The 19,382-nt window shown below is 66.3% G+C and carries 20 protein-coding genes and 1 tRNA gene; 14 read left to right on the top strand and 7 right to left on the bottom strand.

Annotation, left to right across the window (positions count from 1 at the left end):
• The 3 genes from ACE3P6_RS19725 to ACE3P6_RS19715 form a co-directional block, all read right to left on the bottom strand.
• A partial coding sequence (locus tag ACE3P6_RS19725) for a thiamine pyrophosphate-binding protein (protein WP_374398135.1) occupies positions 1-812 on the bottom strand: 812 nt, incomplete at its 3' end.
• A 12-nt stretch (positions 813-824) separates the two neighbouring features.
• A complete protein-coding gene (locus ACE3P6_RS19720; protein WP_374398134.1) occupies positions 825-1,892 on the bottom strand; it encodes a Gfo/Idh/MocA family protein in 1,068 nt (355 codons plus the stop codon).
• Entirely contained in the window at positions 1,889-2,632 is a 744-nt protein-coding gene (locus tag ACE3P6_RS19715; protein WP_374398133.1) for an IclR family transcriptional regulator, read from the bottom strand. The genes ACE3P6_RS19720 and ACE3P6_RS19715 overlap by 4 nt, the downstream gene beginning before the upstream one ends.
• Positions 2,633-2,849: 217 nt before the next feature.
• On the opposite strand from ACE3P6_RS19715, the gene ACE3P6_RS19710 reads away from it, so the two are divergent.
• From ACE3P6_RS19710 to ACE3P6_RS19685, 6 genes are all read left to right on the top strand, one after another.
• A complete protein-coding gene (locus ACE3P6_RS19710) occupies positions 2,850-4,121 on the top strand; it encodes an ABC transporter substrate-binding protein (RefSeq protein ID WP_374398132.1) in 1,272 nt (423 codons plus the stop codon).
• A gap of 69 nt (positions 4,122-4,190) precedes the next feature.
• Positions 4,191-5,072 carry a carbohydrate ABC transporter permease gene (locus tag ACE3P6_RS19705; RefSeq protein ID WP_374398131.1) on the top strand — a complete coding sequence of 294 codons (882 nt, stop codon included), beginning with the start codon at positions 4,191-4,193 and terminating at the stop codon, positions 5,070-5,072.
• The gene (locus tag ACE3P6_RS19700) at positions 5,065-5,913 is read left to right on the top strand and encodes a carbohydrate ABC transporter permease (RefSeq protein WP_374398130.1); all 849 of its coding nucleotides are present in this window, start codon (positions 5,065-5,067) and stop codon (positions 5,911-5,913) included. Before ACE3P6_RS19705 ends, ACE3P6_RS19700 begins: the two co-directional genes overlap by 8 nt.
• 3 nt (positions 5,914-5,916) lie before the next feature.
• Complete coding sequence (locus ACE3P6_RS19695; RefSeq protein WP_374398129.1) at positions 5,917-6,969, top strand: ABC transporter ATP-binding protein; 1,053 nt, start codon at positions 5,917-5,919, stop codon at positions 6,967-6,969.
• A gap of 728 nt (positions 6,970-7,697) precedes the next feature.
• Positions 7,698-7,771, top strand: a tRNA-Gly gene (locus tag ACE3P6_RS19690).
• A 170-nt stretch (positions 7,772-7,941) separates the two neighbouring features.
• Complete coding sequence (locus ACE3P6_RS19685; protein WP_374398128.1) at positions 7,942-8,766, top strand: hypothetical protein; 825 nt, start codon at positions 7,942-7,944, stop codon at positions 8,764-8,766.
• Between the two features lie 84 nt (positions 8,767-8,850).
• On the opposite strand, the gene ACE3P6_RS19680 is transcribed toward ACE3P6_RS19685, so the two are convergent.
• The 3 genes from ACE3P6_RS19680 to fabA form a co-directional block, all read right to left on the bottom strand.
• On the bottom strand, positions 8,851-9,639 hold the full coding sequence (locus ACE3P6_RS19680; protein WP_374398127.1) for an enoyl-ACP reductase: 789 nt from the start codon (positions 9,637-9,639) through the stop codon (positions 8,851-8,853).
• Between the two features lie 8 nt (positions 9,640-9,647).
• On the bottom strand, positions 9,648-10,877 hold the full coding sequence (fabB, locus tag ACE3P6_RS19675; RefSeq protein ID WP_374398126.1) for a beta-ketoacyl-ACP synthase I: 1,230 nt from the start codon (positions 10,875-10,877) through the stop codon (positions 9,648-9,650).
• A gap of 538 nt (positions 10,878-11,415) precedes the next feature.
• The gene (fabA, locus tag ACE3P6_RS19670) at positions 11,416-11,925 is read right to left on the bottom strand and encodes a bifunctional 3-hydroxydecanoyl-ACP dehydratase/trans-2-decenoyl-ACP isomerase (protein ID WP_374398125.1); all 510 of its coding nucleotides are present in this window, start codon (positions 11,923-11,925) and stop codon (positions 11,416-11,418) included.
• A 90-nt stretch (positions 11,926-12,015) separates the two neighbouring features.
• Between fabA and ACE3P6_RS19665 the strand changes: the two genes are divergently transcribed.
• Together ACE3P6_RS19665 and irrA are read left to right on the top strand one after the other, a co-directional pair.
• The gene (locus ACE3P6_RS19665) at positions 12,016-13,266 is read left to right on the top strand and encodes an MFS transporter (RefSeq protein WP_374398124.1); all 1,251 of its coding nucleotides are present in this window, start codon (positions 12,016-12,018) and stop codon (positions 13,264-13,266) included.
• A 72-nt stretch (positions 13,267-13,338) separates the two neighbouring features.
• The gene (gene irrA, locus ACE3P6_RS19660; RefSeq protein WP_374398123.1) at positions 13,339-13,749 is read left to right on the top strand and encodes an iron response transcriptional regulator IrrA; all 411 of its coding nucleotides are present in this window, start codon (positions 13,339-13,341) and stop codon (positions 13,747-13,749) included.
• Positions 13,750-13,753: 4 nt separating this feature from the next.
• Here irrA and ACE3P6_RS19655 read toward each other — a convergent pair whose 3' ends face one another.
• Positions 13,754-14,623, bottom strand: a complete 870-nt coding sequence (locus ACE3P6_RS19655) for a glycosyltransferase family 2 protein (RefSeq protein WP_374398137.1) — start codon at positions 14,621-14,623, stop codon at positions 13,754-13,756.
• Positions 14,624-14,769: 146 nt separating this feature from the next.
• On the opposite strand from ACE3P6_RS19655, the gene ACE3P6_RS19650 reads away from it, so the two are divergent.
• From ACE3P6_RS19650 to ACE3P6_RS19625, 6 genes are all read left to right on the top strand, one after another.
• The gene (locus ACE3P6_RS19650; protein WP_374398122.1) at positions 14,770-15,189 is read left to right on the top strand and encodes a GFA family protein; all 420 of its coding nucleotides are present in this window, start codon (positions 14,770-14,772) and stop codon (positions 15,187-15,189) included.
• Between the two features lie 63 nt (positions 15,190-15,252).
• A complete protein-coding gene (gene miaB / locus ACE3P6_RS19645; RefSeq protein ID WP_374398136.1) occupies positions 15,253-16,572 on the top strand; it encodes a tRNA (N6-isopentenyl adenosine(37)-C2)-methylthiotransferase MiaB in 1,320 nt (439 codons plus the stop codon).
• A 185-nt stretch (positions 16,573-16,757) separates the two neighbouring features.
• Positions 16,758-17,312 carry an OmpA family protein gene (locus ACE3P6_RS19640; RefSeq protein WP_374398121.1) on the top strand — a complete coding sequence of 185 codons (555 nt, stop codon included), beginning with the start codon at positions 16,758-16,760 and terminating at the stop codon, positions 17,310-17,312.
• Between the two features lie 5 nt (positions 17,313-17,317).
• Entirely contained in the window at positions 17,318-17,737 is a 420-nt protein-coding gene (locus tag ACE3P6_RS19635; RefSeq protein WP_374398120.1) for a hypothetical protein, read from the top strand.
• Positions 17,738-17,921: 184 nt separating this feature from the next.
• Positions 17,922-18,923 carry a PhoH family protein gene (locus ACE3P6_RS19630; protein WP_374398119.1) on the top strand — a complete coding sequence of 334 codons (1,002 nt, stop codon included), beginning with the start codon at positions 17,922-17,924 and terminating at the stop codon, positions 18,921-18,923.
• Positions 18,924-19,165: 242 nt separating this feature from the next.
• On the top strand, positions 19,166-19,382 hold a 217-nt coding region (locus ACE3P6_RS19625; RefSeq protein WP_374398118.1), incomplete at its 3' end, for an rRNA maturation RNAse YbeY.

Raw genomic sequence — 19,382 nt, 5'->3', positions numbered from 1 at the left:
AGTCGCCGGTCGGCCGGCGCCGCAAGGCGCGAGCCGCCCCCGGCCTTGATCGCCACTTTCGCGGCACCGGCAATCGCCTGCGCCGCCTCGACCAGCGCCGTGTCGTCGGCGGGGACCAGCGCCGGGAAGCGGGGGCGGTCGGGCAGCGCGTCCAGCCGCAGCGTCACCGGCGCTTCCTGCGTGTTCAGCGGCAGGTTCAGATAGAAGGGCCCGGGCCGCCAGGGATGGAAAACGGAGGACGCACCCTTCCGCAATCCATCGCGCAGGCTGCCCGGGCTATGCAGCGTGTAGGAGGCCCCCATCAGGGAGGTAATCTGGGAAAAGACCCCCTGTGCCGGCTTTGGCACCTGCTGCATGTTGTAGCCTTCGCCATGCGTCGTCTCGTCGCCGTAAAGGTGATAGACGCCGACGCCGTTGGAACTTGCCGCGAGCGAGGCCGCCATCGCCTGCAACGCGCCCGGCCCGATCGAGGTGACGACCGCCGGAACCTCGCGATAGACCCAGGAGAGCGCGGTCGCGGCATGGGCCATCTCGACCTCGTTGCGATACTGCCAGCACCGCAAAAGACCGGCGGCTTCGTAGACACGCAGCACTTCGGCGAGCGCGGTGGACCCGTGGCCGAAGATCGCCAGATACTTGGTCACGCCCTGCCGCATCAGCCCAAGGACCAGCGCCTCGACCAGGGGCAGGGACACCACCGACCCGGCGTCTTCGGTGCCGAGAAACGCCTGCAATCCACCTGCACCGGCGATCAGGCGCGCGCGCGCCTCGGGTGAGGCGACGTCGGCAAGGCGGGGCGGCATCCTGGTCATGACCATTCCCTGTCAGTCCAGCCGGATCGTCCGGCCCTCGCGCGCCGATTGCTCGGCGGCGAGTGCAAAGCGCAGGACCTGACGCCCCTCGGCGGCGGTCAGGACCGGAGGCGCGCCGGTCTTCAGGGCGTTGATGTAGTGGCGGGTCGACTGGATGAAGCTGTGTTCCCATCCGCTTGGCACGTCATAGCTGGTCAGCGCACCCTCGCGGTAGAGCGTGACCGGAGGCGTCGCCCCCAGCCGCCCATGCCCGCCGTTGATGAAGATCACCCCGGCGGTTCCGGTGATTTCCACCCGGTCGTCCTGGGCATAGTGTTGCGTCATCAGCTCCATCTCGGGCGAATAGACGATTTCCAGATTGCCGACCCGGTTGCCGGGGAAGCGGAAGGACACCATCGACTGCGCGTCGAAGCGGATGCCGCCCGGACCGTCACAATCGCCGATGAAGGCATGGACCTCTTGCGGGTTGCCCATGAAATGCCAGGCCAGCGCGAATTTGTGGTGGCCGTCGTCAAAGACCAGCGGCCCGCCCCCGGCATGGCCCTTTTCCTGACGCCAGGCATTCGCGGCGGCGGGCACCTCCCAGGCAGTCGCGCTGCGGGCGGGGTTCGACTTGATGCGGATCGAGAGCGGCGTGCCGATGGCGCCAGAGTCGACCAGCGCGCGGGCCTGCATCACCGGCGGGTAGAAGATGAAGTTCTCGAAGATCTTCACCGGGCGGTCATGCGCCTCGGCTGCGGCGACCAGCTGGTCGGCCTCGTCCATGTTCAGGCACATCGGCTTTTGCAGGCTGACGATCTTGCCCGCCGCCATCGCCTTCAGCGCCACGGGCAGGTGCAGGTGATGCGGCAGAAGGATTTCCACCAGGTCGACCTCGGGGCGGGCAAGGAAGGCGTCGATGTCGTCGTCAACCGCGACAGCGGGAATACCCCAGGCTGCGGCCTTCGCCCGCGCCTGGCCCGTGTCGCGGTCGCAGAGCGCCACGATCCGGGCATCGGGATTCTGCAGGTATTCGATGGCGTGCAGGTCCGAAATCCGGCCCGTGCCGATCAGTCCGACACGCAGCGGCGCCTTGGTCATGATGCATCTTTCCTTGTCAACGCGCCGGTTCCGGCGGCGGCCACGGTGCGGCCCAGTTCGTGCAGGCGGGCGTCGGTCACGCGGACCGAGGGGCCGGAGACGCCGATGGCCGCGACCATCGCCCCGGCATCGTCGTAGATCGGCCGCGCCACGCAGCGGATGCCGGGGGCGAATTCCTCGTCGTCGACGGCATAGCCGCGCGCCCGTGTGCGCTCCATCTCGTCGGACAGCGCCCGCCGCGTCGTCATCGTGCGCGGGGTGAAGGCGGGCAGGTCATCGGGCAGCCGCGCCGCGCCAAAGGCCAGGAAAGCCTTGCCAAGCGCGGTGCAATGCAGGGGCGACAACGCGCCGATCGGGTGATCCACCTTCAAGGGCAAGGGCGAATCGACCTTGTCGATGTACCAGACCCGCGTGCCGACCAGCACCGCCATGTGGGCGCATTCGCCGGTCTCGGCGACCAGAGCCTCCAGCGCGCCGCGCCAGGCTTCCTTGACCGCGACGATTTCTTCCAGCGTGTGCTCCGACCGCGCGGCCCCCGCCAGGCGCGCGCTGGGGCTGTAGCGGCGGCTGTCGTCCTGGACCGCGTAGTCCATCGCCACCAGCGTCTTCAGCAGATGTGCGGCGTTGGACTTGTCAATGTCCAGCGCCTCGGCCACATCGGTCAGGCGCACCGGGCCCGGCTGGCCAGTCATGTAGGTCAGGGTTTCAAGACCACGGGACAGGGATTGCAGCAGTCGCATCTTGGGAACTCCGGGGGAGAGGGGCATAGTTTGCGCTATGTTAAACCAGTTGTTTGACATAGCGCAACTTTCTACCGCCTCTCCACCATTTCTACCGATAAGTTGCCCATCTTGGCGCCGTATGCAATAGTTTTGTTGACATGGTGGCAATTTCTGGCGATGAAAGGCAAGACGGCCGAATAAAGTGCCGCATATGTAAACTTCTTGGGAGGAAGACATGAACCAGATCAGTCGGCGCGGAATGCTTCTCGGCTCGCTTGCCATTCCCGTGCTGTCCATCGGCCGCATGGCCTGGGCGCAGTCGGGCGAAGTGACTATCAGCCACTATTTCACCGGCGAGCTGGGCCTGAAGGCCTTCAACGCGCAGATCGCCAAGTTCACCGAGGCGACCGGGATCAAGATGGTCGACAGCCCGGTCGGGCACGAGGATTTCAAGACCGACATCCTGGTGCGGGCGGCGGGCAACAGCCTTCCCGACGTGTTCAGCTACTGGGCCGGGGCGCGCGTGCAGTTCATCGTCGATTCGAACGCGCTTCACCCGATTGACGAGATGTGGGCGGCGAACGGACTTGACGCGGTGATCGCGAAGCCCGTGGCCGACAGTGCGACGCTCTACAACGGCAAGCGCTATCTGGTGCCGATGAACTACCACTATGCGGGCATGTTCTACAACGTGAAGGTGCTGGCTGACGCCGGGATGACCGCGCCGCCCGCGACCTGGGAGGAGTTCCTTGCCCTCTGCGAGGCGCTGAAGGGCAAGGGTGTCGCGCCGATTGCGCTGGGGTCGAAGAACCGCTGGCCGGCGCAGTTCTGGTTCGACTACCTGCTCTTGCGCACCGCCGGGCCGGATTATCGGGCGAAGCTGATGTCGGGCGGGGCGAAGTATTCCGACCCCGAGGTCGCCGCCGCGCTGGCGATGTGGAAGGAGCTGTTCGACAAGGGCTATTTCGTCGCCAATGCCAATGCCGACGACTGGACCGACGCTTCGGACAAGGTGGCGCGGGGCGATGCGGCGATGACGCTGATGGGTACCTGGATCACCGGCTACTGGAACGGCAACGGGCTGGTGCCGGGGCAGGACTACGACTTCTTCGAATTCCCGAAGGTCAAGGACGGCGTGGCCCATGCTGCGGTCGGCCCGGTCGACGGACTGGTGATCGCGGCCAATGCGAAGAATGTGGAAGGAGCCGAAAAGTTCCTGGCCTTCATGGTCTCGGACGCCGGGGTGCAGGCGGACTGGGCCAATGCCCAGGGCGCGCTGTCGGCCAATGTGAACGTCGACCCGAAGAGCTACAACGCGGTGATGCAGAAGGCCGCCGCGACCGTAGCCGCCGCCGAGGCCTTCGCCTTCAACTACGACCTCGCCACCCCGCCGCCGGTGGCGGAAGTGGGTCTGTCGATGTTCACCCGCTTCATCGACGACCCCTCGCAGGCCGACGCCATCCTGGCGCAGGTTGCAACCGACGCCGAAGCCGCGTTCAAACAGTAGCGCAGGCAGCAGTGAACCGGCGGGCCGCCCCTTGCGGGCGGCCTGCGCGACCCGAAGGGCAAGGACGGCATGGAACAGCACAACCGCTTCTGGCGCGTGGCGCTTCTGGCGCTGCCGCTGGCCGTCTTCGGCCTGTTCGTCGTCTGGCCGCTCTTCAGCTCGTTCTACTACAGCTTCACCGACTGGAACGGCTTCAACCCCGACTACAGCTTCGTCGGCTTTGCCAATTTCGCGAAGATCACGACCGACCGGCTTTTCCTGCACGCGGCGCTCAACACCGCGATCTGGATGGCCGCCGCCATCGTCCTGCCGACGGCCCTTGGGCTGGTGCTGGCGCTGCTCCTCGATTCCCGGGTGCTGGGCGCGCGCGTGTTCAAGAGCATCTTCTACCTGCCGATCTGCCTGTCCGCCGTCATCGTCGGGCAGATCTGGACCTGGATCTACCAGCCCGACTGGGGCCTTCTGAACACGGTCATCGGCCAGGTCACGGGCGAGAAGTTCGCCTATGCCTGGCTGGCCAAGCCCGGCAGCGCGCTCTGGTCGGTGATCATCGCCTGGTCCTGGCAGCAGACCGGCCTGTCGATGGTGATCTACCTGGCGGGACTGACGGCCATTCCCGGCGACCTGCTGGAGGTTTGCGAGATCGAGGGCGCGACGCCCTGGCAGCGGTTCCGTCGCGTCGTCCTGCCGCTTCTGGCGCCGTCGACAGTGGTGGTGGTGGCGCTGTCGGTGATCAACTCGCTGAAAGGTTTCGACATTCTCTACATCATGACCGGCGGCGGGCCGTTCAACAGCTCTGACACGCTGGCGATGCACATGTACAACGAGAGCTTCAAGAAATACCTCATGGGCTACGGCTCGGCGATATCGGTGGTGCTGTTCCTGATCGCGATGGCGATCATCGGCCTCTACTTCCGGCAATTGCGCAAGGTGGACCGCATCTATGGCTGATCTTGCCGCGAAGGGCCGCTTCAACCCCTGGCCCGCCACCATCTTCGCGATCCTGCTGGTGTTGGCGGTGCTGTTCCTGTTGCCCACTGTCGGAGTGCTCCTGTCGTCGATCAAGACCACGCGGGACATCTCGATGGGGGATCTGTGGTCGCTGCCGCATGGCCTCTACCTCGGCAACTTCGCCGAGGTGATGGGCAACCCGGCCGTCCATCGCTATTTCCTGAACACGCTTCTGGTGACGCTGCCTGCCACCGCCGTGTCGATCACCCTTGGCGCACTTGCGGGCTATGTCTTTGCCAAGCTGCCCTTCCGCGGATCGAACGCGCTGTTCCTGGCCATCGTGGCCGGGATGTTCTTTCCGCCGCAGGTCATCCTGGTGCCGCTCTTTCGCCTCTTCAACGGGCTGGGGCTGATCGACACGCTCTGGCCGGTCATCATCGTCCATTCCGCCCTGGGCATCCCGATCTGCGTCCTGATGATGCGCAACTTCTTCGCAACCGTCCCGAATGCCCTGCGCGAAGCCGCGATCATGGAGGGGGCGTCCGAATGGCAGGTGCTGACCCGCGTGGTCCTGCCCTTGTCGCTGCCCGCACTGGCGGTTCTGGCCACGCTGCAGTTCACCTGGATCTGGAACGATTTCCTCTGGCCGCTGATCTTCACCCAGTCCGACGACAAGCGCACGATCATGATCGGCATCGTGAACCTGAAGGGCCAGTATTCCGTCGCCTGGGGGGTGCAGGGCGCGCTGTCGCTGGTCGCCAGCCTGCCGACGCTCCTCGTCTTCCTCTTCTTCCAGCGCTTCTTCATCAAGGGCATGACAATGGGCGCGGTCAAAGGATAACCCGTGGCACAGCTTCAACTTTCGAACCTCCGCAAATCCTTCGGCCCGGTGCAGGTCATCAAGGGGCTGGACCTAGGCATCGCCGATGGCGAGTTCGTGGTCTTCGTCGGACCATCGGGGTGCGGCAAGTCCACCACGCTGCGGATTATCGCGGGGCTGGAGGATGCGACCTCGGGCACCATCGCGCTGGACGGGCGCGATGTGACCCGCGCCCGCCCTGCGGACCGGGGCATCGCGATGGTGTTCCAGTCCTACGCGCTGTTTCCGCACATGACGGTGGCCGACAACATCGGCTTCGGCCTGCAGCTGCAGCGCCTGGACCGGACGGTAGTTGCCGCGCGCGTCGCCGAGGTGGCCGAGACGCTGCACCTGACACCCCTTCTGGCACGCTATCCCCGCGAATTGTCGGGCGGCCAGCGCCAGCGCGTCGCCATCGGCCGCGCCATCATCCGCAATCCGAAGGTGTTCCTGTTCGACGAGCCGCTGTCCAACCTGGATGCCGCCCTGCGTGTCCAGATGCGGCTGGAGATCGCCCGCCTGCACCAGCGGCTGCGCGCGACAATGGTCTATGTGACGCATGACCAGGTCGAGGCGATGACCCTGGCCGACCGGATCGTGGTGTTCAACGATGGCCGGATCGAACAGGTCGGCAAGCCGATGGAGTTGTACGAAAACCCGGCCAACCGCTTCGTGGCGGGCTTCATCGGGGCACCGGCGATGAATTTCCTTCCGGTCCGCCTTGGCGGCGGGCGTGTCGACAGCCCCGGACTCGCCCCTGTCGCAGCGCTCCCCGGCAAGGCGTCGGCGGTGGAGCTTGGCCTGCGTCCCGAGCACCTTGCCGTCGCCTCCGGGCCAGAGGCCGACATCCGTGGCGAGGTGGAACTGGTCGAACGGCTTGGGGCCGAGACCTATGCCCATGTGCGCGTGCCGGGGCAACCAGCGGACCTGACCCTGCGCCTGCCCGGAGAGACCGACCATCGCCCCGGCGCGCCCATCGCGATCACGGTCGACTGGTCCCGCGCGAAGTGGTTCGACGCGGATGGCCGGGTGGTTTGATCTGGTCGATCGGCCTGCACGCCAAGACGGCGTGTACCGCCCCTGCGCCCGGATCAGTCCAGTGCATCCTTTGCGATGCCGCCGCGGACCTTCCGGAATTGCCGCGGTTTCCGACACGTCGGCGTGGCGCGCGGCGGCCTTGCGCGACGGTGGCAGAATTGGAAGGCTGCGTCGCTTTCGACGACACGGTGATCGAGTTCGAAGGCCTTCTCGCCTCCCCCAAGTCTTTCCGCTGACTGACATTCCCAAAATGTCTCGCCATCGCGCCCGGCGCAAGTCGGGTCAGGCTTTTCGTCCAATCCGCGAGCAATGTGCAGGGCGTAGCGCTATCGCGCAGAGGCACGCGCCATTCAGCCGACGACACGTTGTTCTGACTTCGCCAACTGGTCGACGATCTCCGTGACGCCAAACCGGACCGGATGACAGGCGGGAACGCCGTGTCTTTCGGGCAGGTCGGAAAGCGCGGCGCGTGCAGCGGCTTCCGCAGGAGAAGAAGACGCGCGGATATTGGTGGTCTGCTTGCCGGGCTGATGCTGGGCCTGTTGTCAGGCTGATCGATACACGCAACGCAAGGTCGTTGCATTTGAAGCTCGCCAAGGTCCCGGGCTGGACGCCCTCGTCCCGTCCCCAACGGTCGCCAGTGACACCCGCGGCGGGCCTTCGTCGCGGCAGTCATGATGGTCCTGCCTTGACGAGCCGTTCGGCTCCGAATACCTACCACCTGCAACGCGGGCGTTGTGTAATGGTAAGACCCCTGCCTTCCAAGCAGGAGACGCGGGTTCGATTCCCGCCGCCCGCTCCATCCTCTTCCTTTCGACGCTCTTCCGATGTCCACTGTGGACATGCGGATCGGTCCCCATGATTACAACGGGTTGGCCGCGGACGTTAGGATTTTGGAAAGGATTGGCCTGACCGTCGACGGAATGTCATGCCTCCCCCGTATCATGGCGCAAAGGCGAAGGAGACCTGCGCATGATCGATGACCACGACCACGGGCCCGAGGGGCTTGCCGCGGACCTGCCGCATCTGACGCGGCGGCGGATTCTGGTGACGGGGCTGGCGATGGGCGGGGCGGCGCTGTCGCTTTGGGCCGCGCGGGGCGGGGCGGCGACGGTGACGGGCACGGCGGCGGACGGGTCGGTCTGCGTGGCGAACCCGGCCGAGACCGAGGGGCCGTTCCCGGCGGATGGCACCAATGTCCGCGAGGGGCAGACGGTCAACATCCTGACCGAGGAAGGCGTCATCCGCGAGGATATCCGCACCAGCATCGGCGGGCTGACCCCGGTGGCCGAGGGCGTGCCGGTGGTGCTGGAGATCACGCTGGTCGATGTGGGCCGGGCCTGTGCGCCCCTGGGCGGGATGGCCGTCTATGTCTGGCACTGCGACGCCGAGGGCATCTACTCGATCTATGCCGCCGAGGACCGCAACTACCTGCGCGGGGTCGGGATCACCGACGATCAGGGCCGGGTGCGCTTCACCACGGTCTTTCCGGCCTGCTATGACGGGCGCTGGCCGCATATCCATTTCGAGGTGTTTTCAAGCGCCGAGATGGCGGTCTCGGGCAAGGCCGCGCTGCTGACCTCGCAATTCGCGCTGCCGGAGGCCGAGTGCCGGGCGGTCTATGGCGCAGAGCCGCTTTATGCGGCGAGCGTGGGGAATCTGGAGCGGGTCAGCCTGTCGCGGGACGGGATTTTTCGGGATGCGTCAGAGCAGGAGCTGGCGGCGCAGATGCTGGGGTTGGAGGGGAATCCCGCGGAGGGGTATCGAGCCACCGGGCGGGTGGGAGTCGTGGTGTGACCGGGATTGCTCGTCGATGACGTCGTCACTCCTCGCGGGAGGCACGTCCGACGAGGAGACGAAGTCGAACGAGGAGGTATCGGGTCAGAGGTTCTCCGCCTGCGGGAAGCCCAGCGCGTGATAGCCTCCGTCGACGTGGATGATCTCGCCCGTCGTGCAGGCACCGTAGTCGGAGCAGAGCCAGACCGCCGTCCCGCCGATCGCCTCCAGCGTGGCGTTGGCGCGGAGGGGGGCGTTTTCCTCGGTGTGGCGGAAGGTGGCGCGGGCGCCGCCGATGGCGGAACCGGCCAGCGTCTTCATCGGGCCGGGCGAGATGGCGTTGACGCGGATCTTCTGCGGCCCGAGGTCGTTCGCCAGGTAACGGGTGGCCGATTCCAGCGCGGCCTTGGCCACGCCCATCACGTTGTAGTTCGGCGAGACGCGGTTCGAGCCCTGGAAGGTGAGCGTCAGGAGCGTACCGCCGTTCGGCATCAGGGGCTCGGCGCGGCGGGCGACGTCGATGAAGCTGAAGCAGGAGATATTCAGCGAATTCAGGAAGTTGCCGCGCGTGGTGTTCACGAACCGGCCCGTGAGTTCGTTCTTGTCGGAAAAGGCGATGGCGTGGATCACGAAGTCCAGCGACCCCCAGCGGCGGCCGACCTCGCCGAAGCAGGCGTCGAGACTGTCTTCGTTGGTCACGTCGACGTCGATCAGGAAGTCCGACCCGACCGAGGCCGCCAGGGGCTGCACCCGCTTGCCGAAGGCGTCGCCCTGGTAGGAGAAAGCCAGCTCTGCGCCCTCTGTCGCCAGGGCCGAGGCGATGCCCCAGGCGATGGAACGGTCGTTCGCCACGCCCATGACAAGCCCGCGCTTGCCCTGCATCAGATTGGCCATGATGGCTCCTAGCGCTGGAATTTCGACATGACGAGGGTGGCGTTGGTGCCGCCGAAGCCGAAGCTGTTCGAGAGCACGCTGTCCAGCTGCACGTTCTCGCGCAGCGTGGTCACGATCTCGCCGGGGTCAAGCGCCGGGTCGGGGGTGATGACGTTGGCGGAAGCGGCGATGAAGTTGCCGTTCATCATGATCAGCGAATAGATCGCCTCCCATACGCCCGCGCCGCCGAGGCAATGGCCGGTGAGCGATTTGGTCGAGGCGATGGCGGGCGTCGTGCCGCGCCCGAAGACACGGCGGATCGCGTCGACTTCGGTGATGTCGCCGACAACCGTGCTGGTGCCGTGGCTGTTGATGTAGTCGATCTTCCGACCCTTTGGCAGGGTGGAGAGCGCCAGCCGCATCGCCCGCTCGCCGCCTTCGCCACTGGGGGCCACCATGTCGTAGCCGTCGGAGGTGGCGCCGTAGCCGGTGACTTCGCCATAGATCCTGGCGCCGCGGGCGAGGGCGTGTTCCAGTTCCTCCAGCACCACGACCCCGCCGCCGCCGGCGATGACGAAGCCGTCGCGGTTGGCGTCATAGGTGCGGGACGCGGTTTCCGGCGCGTCGTTGTACTTGCTGCTCATCGCGCCCATCGCGTCGAAGAGGCAGGAGAGCGTCCAGTCCAGTTCTTCCCCGCCACCGGCGAAGACGATGTCCTGCTTGCCCATCTGGATCAGCTCGGTGCCGTTGCCGATGCAGTGGGCCGAGGTGGAGCAGGCGGAGGTGATCGAGTAGTTGACGCCCCGGATCTTGAACGGGGTGGCGAGGCAGGCCGAGACGGTGGAGGACATGCCCTTGGTCACGCCGAAGGGGCCGATGCGCTTCGGGCTGCCGGTCTCGCGGACGATGTTGTGGGCCTTGAAGAAGGATTTGGTCGAGGGGCCGCCGGAGCCGACGATGATCCCGGTGCGGTCGTTGGAGATGTCGGTCTCGGAGAGGCCGCTGTCCTTCACCGCCTGGTCCATGGCGATGAAGGTGTAGGCCGCCCCGTCGCCCATGAAGCGCAGGTCGCGCTTGTCGATATGGTCTTCCAGCACGATGTTCGGCTGGCCATGGACCCGGCAGCGGAAGCCATGTTCGGCATAGTCGGGGGCGAAGACGATGCCGGATTTCCCGGCGCGGAGGCTGGCCTCCACCTCGGCGGCATTGTTGCCGATGGACGAGACGATCCCGATCCCGGTGATGACGACGCGGCGCATGGGGCCTCCCTTGGTCAGTTAAGGCCTGTTTACGGGAGAGGGGGGGAGGGGGCAAGGAGGTTGGGGAGGCGGTGGCCGATGCTCATGAGGTTACTTTTTGGCTTCCCGCGCCCCGACAAGGAAAAAGACTCCCCCGCCGATGCAAGCCCAAAGGAAGACCAGGGCCAGAGGCGGTATTTCGATGCCCGTGTTCAGGTGCGCATTCGTCCATGTACCCACAAGTGATGGGAGGAAAAGAAAGCCAAACGCGGATAATGACGCAGACAATCGTGCGCAAACCGGGGCAGAGAGTCGAAGTGCCAAGCCAAGGAAGTGCCCCGCTAGGCTGCCCAACAGAATGCCGACATAGAGACTGGACAGGAAGACCAGCAACCCAATGCCCCGCGATGGCTGGTTATCCAGCATGATGTAGACCGAGACGGCGGCCAGGATGGCGATTCAGACAAGCCATTTCTGCCTTGGGAGCTTCCTGAAATAATCAACCATCGTGGGGGCACGCTAGCACGAGCGAAACACCTTGTGGCTGCGATTTCTGGCCTCACGCCTCGCTCAGCGCGACCTTCATGTCCTTGACGATGTAGATCACCTCGCCGTCGGCCTCGACGATGCCGTCGGCGACGCCCATCGTCAGGCGGCGGGTCTGCAAGGCCTTGGTGAAATCCACCTTGTAGGTGAGCCGCTTGCGGTCGGGGCGGACCATGCCGGTCAGCTTGACCTCGCCCACGCCAAGCGCATAGCCGCGGCCCTGCCAGCCGCGCCAGCCGAGGTTGAAGCCGGTGAGCTGCCAGAGGCCGTCGAGGCCGAGGCAGCCGGGCATGATCGGGTTGCCGGGGAAGTGGCATTCGAAGAACCAGAGATCCGGTGTGATGTCGAATTCGGCGACGACATGGCCCTTGCCATGTTCGCCCCGGTCTTCGGAAATGTCGGTGATCCGGTCCATCATCAGCATGGGCGGCGCGGGAAGCTGGGCATTGCCGGGGCCGAAAAGCTCGCCCCGCGAACAGGCCAGAAGTGCTTCCTTGTCGAAGAAGGTCGGATACGACGCCATCCCTTGTGGTCCCCCATTTGCCCCTTCACCCTCCCTAGCATTCGCGGGCGAAGACTGGCAAGTCTGGCGGCCAGGCGCGGGAGGCGAAGCATGACGGCGTTGCAGCGGTTCATCACGGCAAGCGGGATGACCAACCTGGCGGACGGGATCGCGGTGGTCGCCTGGGGCTGGATCGCCTCGCTTCTGACGCGGGATGCGCTTCTGGTCGCGCTGGTGCCGGTGGCGCTGCGGCTGCCCTGGTTCCTGCTGGCGCTGCCTGCCGGGCTGGTGACCGACCGGGTCGACCGGCGGCGGCTGATCCTGGCGATGGACGCGCTGCGGGCGCTGGCCTTTCTGGGCGCTGCTTTCGCGCTGTGGGCGGCGCTGCCCTTGGGGGTGGCCCCGGAGAAGGGAGTGTCGGCGCCGGTCCTCTACTGGTCGCTGCTGCTGGCGGCCTTCGTGGTGGGCGGCGCCGAGGTGTTTCGCGACAATGCGGCGCAGACCATGCTGCCCGCCCTGGTATCGAAGGACCGGCTGGAGCGGGCGAATGGCCAGTTGTGGAGCGCCGAGCTTCTGACCAACGCGCTGGTCGGCCCGGCGCTGGGGGCGTTCCTGATCGGGATTTGGCTGCCCTTGGCCTTCGGGCTGAACGCGGCGGCCTACGGGCTCGCGATGCTGATGGTGGCGGGGCTGGCCGGGCAGTTCCGCGCGGTGCGGACGGACCGGCGGGGCTGGAAGGCCGAGTTGGGCGAGGGGATCGCCTTCCTGCGCGGGGTGCCGCTGTTGCAGGTGCTGGCACTGACGACGGGGTTCTGGAACCTGTTCCACCAGATGATCGTGATCGGCATGGTGCTGCACGCGCAGGAGAACCTGGGACTTTCGGCGCAGGTCTATGGGTTGACCCTCGCGGGCGGCGCGGTGGGCGGGATCGCCGGAAGCCTTGCCGGTGAAGGGATCGCGCGCAGGCTGGGCGCGGCGCGGACGATGCAATGGATGCTGGCGGCCTCTGGCCCCTGTTTCCTGGCGATGGCGGTGGCGCCGGGGGCCTGGACGCTGGGCCTGTGCCTTGCGGTGATGGAGTTCACCGGCTTCGTCTGGAACGTGGTCTCGGTCAGCACGCGGCAGCGGTTGATCCCGGATGCGCTGCTGGGCCGGGTGAACAGCCTGTACCGGCTGCTGGCCTGGGGCATGATGCCGGTGGGGTTGGTCCTGTCGGGGCTTGTGGTGTCGCTGGGTGAGGCTTTCATGAGCCGGGGGACGGCTCTTGTGCTGCCCTTCTGGGTCGCCGGTCTGGGCTCGGTGCTGGTCGCGGCGCTGGTCTGGGCCGCGATTGCGCGCGGATTCGCGGGGATTTCCCGCTGAAACCCACGATTCCGCATTGAAAGGGTCGGCTTCGCGGCCCTATATCGGGGTAGACATCCCGAGAGGCCGCAGTTGACCGGACCGGACCGCAGCGCAGACTGGTTGAAGGCGGGGGGCCTGCGCCCCACGCGGCAGCGGCTTGCGCTGGCCGAGCTTCTGGTCGGCGACGGGATGGACCGGCATGTCACGGCGGAAAGCCTTTATGCCCTGTCGCTCGGCACGGATGAGCGGGTCAGCCTGGCGACGGTCTACAACACGTTGCGCGCCTTCTGCGAGGCGGGGCTGATGAACGAGGTCGTGGTCGACGGCTCGAAAAGCTATTTCGACACCCGCACCGACGACCACCCGCATTTCTACTGGGAGGACAGCCACATGCTGACCGACGCCCCGGCGGAAGAGCTGGAGATCGCCGCCCTGCCGCAGGTCCCGGCAGGCATGGCGGTCAGCCGCGTGGACGTGGTGATCCGGCTGCGCAAGGCCTGAAGCCTCAGAACCACTGGCCGGGTTCCATAAGGCCCAAATCCATCAGCTGCTGGCTGGTCCAGTCGAACCGCACCGAGTTGGGCCAGCGGAAGGTCGGGATCGCGTGGCGCGAGCCGGGGTTGGTGCGCAAGGCCTTGGCGGTGCGGAAGGAACAGACCGCCGCCGTCAGGTTGTGGTGCCAGCGGCAGGAATAGGTGTTCATCTCGTCGTCATTGAGCGTGAAGTCGTGCAACAGCTTCAGCCCCGGCCTGGCGCGGAACAACGAGATACGGTCGATCCGGCGCTTTGCGTAGGGGATATGCTCCTCGAACCGCCAGCGCAGGCCGCCGAAGAAATCGAGCTGGCGGTCCCTGGGTTGCCAGTCGCTGGCCGCGTCCTTGCGGGCCAGTGCGTAGTAGCCTTTCCGGTCAAGCCAGGCATCGTCCAGCGCCACCCCGTCCGGGTTGCGGCCGAGGTCGCCTGCGTAAAGGTCGACCACCGTGGTCAGCATCGCCTCGCGTCGTTCCTCGGCGTGGAAGGTCAGCATCTCGCGGACGCGGCGGGTCTCCATGAAGGGGAAGACCAGGAATTCGGCGTTGTGGCAGTAGTGCAGCCAGGTGCCGGGAAACCGGGCGATGGTGGCGTTGACGGCCTGGACCAGTGCGCCCTCGGCGAAGACGTCATGGGTGACGACGTGGATGCGGTCGTCCAGTCCGGGTGCGATGGTCACGCTGTCGGGGGCAAGCAGCACCACGTCGCGAAAGCCGCTGGCCTGCTGGTGGGCGAGGGTTTCGTTGAGCGCCACGTCGTCCTCGGCCAGGACCAGCGACAGCGGGCCGCGGCCCAGGTCGGCGCGCTTTCGGTCGAGAAGGTCGGCAAGGCTGGGGTAGCGCATCATGGGGTCCGGCAAGGGTCGCGCGGCAGGGTCGGCGATCCGGGCGGGCGATGCAAGGTGTCGCGAAGGGGGCGGGATCGGTCGGGAGCGGATGGCTTCGGGTGGCGCAGCGGGGTGAGACTGGGCGGGGGTTGATGGAGGATGCGATGGGCGGGGTCGAGACGGGCGGGTGCCTCTGCGGGAAGGTGCGCTTCAGCACGACGGGGCCGCTACGCGAGGTGATCTTCTGCCACTGCTCCCAGTGCCGGAGGCAGTCGGGGCTGTATTTCGCGGCGACCAGCGTGGCGGCGGAGGCGCTGGACCTGTCGGGCGCCGAGCACATCACCTGGTTCGCGGCATCCGACTTCGCGAAGCGAGGCTTCTGCGCCACCTGCGGGACGATCCTGTTCTGGAAGCCGAACGGCGAGGCGCGCTATGCCGTGCTTGCCGGGGCCTTCGACCGACCGGACTGCCTGCATCCGGGCTATCACATCTGCACTGCGGGACGGCCAGAGTTCTACCGGATCGACGACGGGTTGCCTCAGTACAATGGAGATGGGCCGGATGTAGTGACGGCGGCGGGGTGAAGCGTTGCCGGTCGGGACGGATGGGTGTAGATGCCCGGTCTATTCCCCGATGGTGCGACCCGCATGACCGATGTGAAGAAGCTTTTCGTCAAGACCTACGGTTGCCAGATGAACGTCTATGACAGCGAGCGCATGGCCGAGGCCCTGGGCGCGAAGGGCTATGTCACGACCGATGTGGTGGAAGAGGCGGACATGGTGCTTCTGAACACCTGCCACATCCGCGAGAAGGCGTCGGAGAAGCTGTATTCCGACCTTGGCCGACTGCGGGGACTGAAGGCCGCGAAACCCGGGATGAAGGTCGGCGTCGCGGGCTGCGTGGCGCAGGCCGAGGGCGAGGAGATCCTGCGCCGGTCGCCGGTGGTGGATCTGGTCGTCGGCCCACAGGCCTATCACCGGCTGCCCGCGATGGTGGAAGGCGGGGGGCGGCAGGTCGATACCGACTTTCCGGTCGAGGACAAGTTCACCCTGCTGCCCGAGCGCAAGGCCCTGCGCGGCCCCACGGCCTTCCTGACGGTGCAGGAGGGCTGCGACAAGTTCTGCGCCTTCTGCGTGGTGCCCTATACCCGCGGGGCCGAGGTCAGCCGCCCGGTCGCCCGCCTGCTGGACGAGGCGCGGGGGCTGGTGGCGCAGGGGGTGCGCGAGATCACGCTCCTGGGCCAGAACGTCAACGCCTATCACGGCGAGGGATCGGGGGGCACATGGGGCCTGGCGCGGCTGGTGCGGGAACTGGCGCAGGTCGAGGGGCTCAAGCGTCTCCGTTATACCACCAGCCACCCGAACGACATGGATGATGACCTGATCGCCGCGCATGGCGATCTGGCCGCCTTGATGCCCTACCTGCATCTGCCGGTGCAATCGGGCTCGGACCGCATCCTGAAAGCGATGAACCGCAAGCACACCGCCGAGGCCTATCTGCGGCTGGTCGAGCGCATCCGCGCCGCACGACCCGACATCCTGCTGTCGTCGGATTTCATCGTGGGCTTCCCCGGCGAGACCGAGGCCGATTTCCGGGCAACGATGGACCTGATCCGCGCGGTCGGCTTCGGGGCGGCCTTCAGCTTCAAGTATTCCGCGCGGCCCGGCACCCCGGCGGCAGAGAAGACCCCTGTGCCCGCCGACGTGGCCGATGCAAGGCTGCAAGCGTTGCAGGCGCTGATCACCGCCCAGCAGCACGCGGCGCAGGAGGCGATGGTCGGGCGCGAGGTGCAGGTGCTGTATGAAAAGGCGGGTCGCAAGCCCGGACAGATGGTCGGCAAGTCCGATCACCTGCATGCCGTGCATGTCGAGCATCCCGAGGGGCGAGTAGGACAACTGCAGCTTGTGCGCGTGACCGCCTCGGCCTCGAATTCGCTGGCCGCCGTGCCGGTCGGCGGGGGGCTATAGGCACTGCGGTCTGTTGCACATGCGCAAGATTGCCGGATAAATGCGAAGATTCGGGGTAAGAAAGCCGATCCTGCCAGAAGAATTCCTTCTCGCTGACCGAATTGATCTGCTTTATTGCCTTCAACACCAAGGCTGACTCGGCCGGGTCAAGATCGAGGAGTGGGGCATTGATGAATCTGAGGAGCATGCTTCGGCACGCCCTGGCTGTCTGTGTGGCCAGCGGTTGCCTGGTCATGGCGCCGATGGCGCAGGCCGAGGACAACGAGCCCGCTGTCTCGGGCAAGATCGAATGGGGCCTCTGGATCGACCGCGACGGCTGCCAGCACTGGTGGGCCGATGGCGGGACCGAAGGCTACATGGTGCCGCGCCGCGACCCGAAGACCGGCAAGCCCGTCTGCCTGAAGCAGGTCAGCTGCATGACCGAAAGCACCGACACCTATTTCGCCACCGCCAGCGCGACTCTGACGGCAAGCGGTCGGTCGAAGCTGGAGCAGTATTTCCGCCAGACCGGGGCCTTCTCCTATTCCATCGCCGGGCACACCGACAGCCGCGGCTCGGATGGCTACAACCAGGGCCTCTCGGAAGCCCGCGCGGCGGCGGTGGCCGATGTGGCGCGCTCGGTGGGCGCGGTGGTCGACAGCGTGACGGGCTATGGTGAAAGCCAGCCCGCCGCTTCCAATGCGACGGCCAAAGGCATGGCGAAGAACCGCCGTGTCGAAGTGCTCTGCAAGAAAGGCTGACCGCGATGATGCTTGCAGACAACATGGACATGGGTCGGACCGGTACCGGCGCGCGGCTCGCCCGCCTGGGGCTGGCGCTTCTGGTCGCGACGGGCGTCTCCGGCTGCGGTCGGTCGTTCTATGAGGTGTTCGAGGGCACGGAGCGCTATTCGGGCCCGGATTCGGTGATCGCCACCGCCGAGGACTACGGCGAGGATGACGCGGGCCTGGTCGACGGCCAGGCCGCGATCGCCTATGACCCGGACGGCTGCCAGGTCTGGATCATCGACGATGGCGTCGAGGGATATTCCAGCCCGCGCTTCAACCCGAAGAACGGCCTGCCGGTCTGCGACGGGAAATATCCGCCGGGCACGGTGCTTGGCCCCTATGAGACCGACAGCGCCCCCGGCCCCGACCGGGTGTCCGGCCCGGCAAGGAAGAAGTAGGCCACCGCGCAGGACTTTCGGAAAGCCCCGGTCGGACCGGGGCTTTTTCTTTTTCGGCCAGGCCCGGTTGGTCATCGAATTGGCATGATTGTGAACAAGACTTAGTGTCAGCAGCGGGTTTTCCTTGCCAGATGACGTATCCGGCTGCACACTTTGGACGTGGCCCTGACAGAAGGAGCTTCCATTGGGCATCAGCGCGCTGACCCCCCCGTCCGCCGAGGACATCGTCGAAACCGTCCTCGAATTTCCCGACAACCGATTGCTGATCGACCTGTGCGGCGAATTCGACCGCAACCTTGCGCAGATCGAGCATCAGATGGGGGTGCACATCCTGCGGCGCGGCAACCGGCTGGCGGTGATCGGCGACAAGGCGGCGCGGGAACAGGCGGCGGCGGTGCTGCGGTCGCTTTACGCCCGGCTGGAATCGGGGCGCAACGTGGCGGCGGGCGATATCGACGGGGCGATGCGGATGGGCCGTCCGGTGGATGCCGACAGTGCCGAACAGATCGAACTGTTCTCGACCGGGATGGAGCTGCGCACCCGCAAGAAACCGATCGAGCCGCGGACCGAGGCGCAGAAGGCCTATGTGGCGAACCTCTTCCAGAACGAATTGGGCTTCGGCATCGGCCCGGCGGGGACGGGGAAGACCTATCTGGCCGTGGCGGTGGGCGTGACCATGTTCATCAGCGGAGCGGTGGAGAAGATCATCCTGTCGCGCCCGGCGGTGGAGGCGGGGGAACGGCTCGGCTTCCTTCCCGGCGACGCGAAGGAGAAGGTCGATCCCTACATGCAGCCGCTCTATGATGCGCTGAATGATTTCCTGCCGGCGAAGCAGGTGGAAAAGCTGATGCAGGAAAAGCGGATCGAGATCGCGCCCCTGGCCTTCATGCGCGGCCGGACGCTGTCGAACGCCTTCATCGTGCTGGACGAGGCGCAGAACGCCACGACCATGCAGATGAAGATGTTCCTGACCCGTCTGGGCGAGGGCAGCCGGATGGTGATCACCGGCGACCGGACCCAGGTCGACCTGCCGCGCGGCACGGCCAGCGGGCTTTCGGATGCGGAGCGGATCCTGAAGGGGGTGAAGGGGGTGAGCTTCAATTACTTCACCTCGAAGGACGTGGTGCGTCACCCGCTGGTCGGCCGGATCATCGAGGCCTATGAGGCGGACGAAGCCAAGGGGTGAGGGGCGGTTTTCAGGCGGAGCGCTGGCGCGCGAAGACTCCTTGTCTCGTCGTCGGGCTTCGCCTCCTCCTCGGGTCGTTGGGGGTTTCACCCGTGCCAACGGTTTCTCGAACCCGTGGCGAAACCATTGGCACCCGCCAGAGTATTTCGCCCAAGAGGAACATGGGACTTCCTCTTGGCGAAAATACTCCCGCCGGAGGCATCCGGTTTGACGGGCGCGCGTCTTCCGGCTAGGCCGCGCGAATGGAACTGGTCGAGACAGTCATCGAGGACGCACGGTGGGAGGGCTTTGGGCTTGAGGCCCTGGCCGAGCGCGCGGGCCGGGCGGTGCTGGCGGGGCTGGGTCTGCCGGGTGAGGGCTTCGCGATCAGCCTGATGGGCTGCGACGACGCCCGGATCGCCGTTCTGAACGCGGATTTCCGCGGCAAGCCGCAGCCGACCAACGTGCTGAGCTGGCCGT

The sequence above is a fragment of the Tabrizicola sp. genome (assembly GCF_041911175.1).
Classification (GTDB): Bacteria; Pseudomonadota; Alphaproteobacteria; order Rhodobacterales; family Rhodobacteraceae; genus Tabrizicola.
This window is presented reverse-complemented; position numbering and strand designations above follow the sequence as displayed.

Excerpts from the sequence above, each read along its gene's own strand:
- ACE3P6_RS19680 (WP_374398127.1), bottom strand. The coding sequence starts at position 9,639 with ATGGCCAATCTGATGCAGGGCAAGCGCGGGCTTGTCATGGGCGTGGCG.
- ACE3P6_RS19665 (WP_374398124.1), top strand. The coding sequence starts at position 12,016 with ATGACGGCGTTGCAGCGGTTCATCACGGCAAGCGGGATGACCAACCTG.
- ACE3P6_RS19700 (WP_374398130.1), top strand. The coding sequence starts at position 5,065 with ATGGCTGATCTTGCCGCGAAGGGCCGCTTCAACCCCTGGCCCGCCACC.
- fabA (WP_374398125.1), bottom strand. The coding sequence starts at position 11,925 with ATGGCGTCGTATCCGACCTTCTTCGACAAGGAAGCACTTCTGGCCTGT.
- ACE3P6_RS19655 (WP_374398137.1), bottom strand. The coding sequence starts at position 14,623 with ATGCGCTACCCCAGCCTTGCCGACCTTCTCGACCGAAAGCGCGCCGAC.
- ACE3P6_RS19640 (WP_374398121.1), top strand. The coding sequence starts at position 16,758 with ATGCTTCGGCACGCCCTGGCTGTCTGTGTGGCCAGCGGTTGCCTGGTC.
- ACE3P6_RS19650 (WP_374398122.1), top strand. The coding sequence starts at position 14,770 with ATGGGCGGGGTCGAGACGGGCGGGTGCCTCTGCGGGAAGGTGCGCTTC.
- ACE3P6_RS19635 (WP_374398120.1), top strand. The coding sequence starts at position 17,318 with ATGATGCTTGCAGACAACATGGACATGGGTCGGACCGGTACCGGCGCG.
- ACE3P6_RS19705 (WP_374398131.1), top strand. The coding sequence starts at position 4,191 with ATGGAACAGCACAACCGCTTCTGGCGCGTGGCGCTTCTGGCGCTGCCG.
- ACE3P6_RS19715 (WP_374398133.1), bottom strand. The coding sequence starts at position 2,632 with ATGCGACTGCTGCAATCCCTGTCCCGTGGTCTTGAAACCCTGACCTAC.
- miaB (WP_374398136.1), top strand. The coding sequence starts at position 15,253 with ATGACCGATGTGAAGAAGCTTTTCGTCAAGACCTACGGTTGCCAGATG.
- ACE3P6_RS19720 (WP_374398134.1), bottom strand. The coding sequence starts at position 1,892 with ATGACCAAGGCGCCGCTGCGTGTCGGACTGATCGGCACGGGCCGGATT.
- fabB (WP_374398126.1), bottom strand. The coding sequence starts at position 10,877 with ATGCGCCGCGTCGTCATCACCGGGATCGGGATCGTCTCGTCCATCGGC.
- ACE3P6_RS19710 (WP_374398132.1), top strand. The coding sequence starts at position 2,850 with ATGAACCAGATCAGTCGGCGCGGAATGCTTCTCGGCTCGCTTGCCATT.
- ACE3P6_RS19685 (WP_374398128.1), top strand. The coding sequence starts at position 7,942 with ATGATCGATGACCACGACCACGGGCCCGAGGGGCTTGCCGCGGACCTG.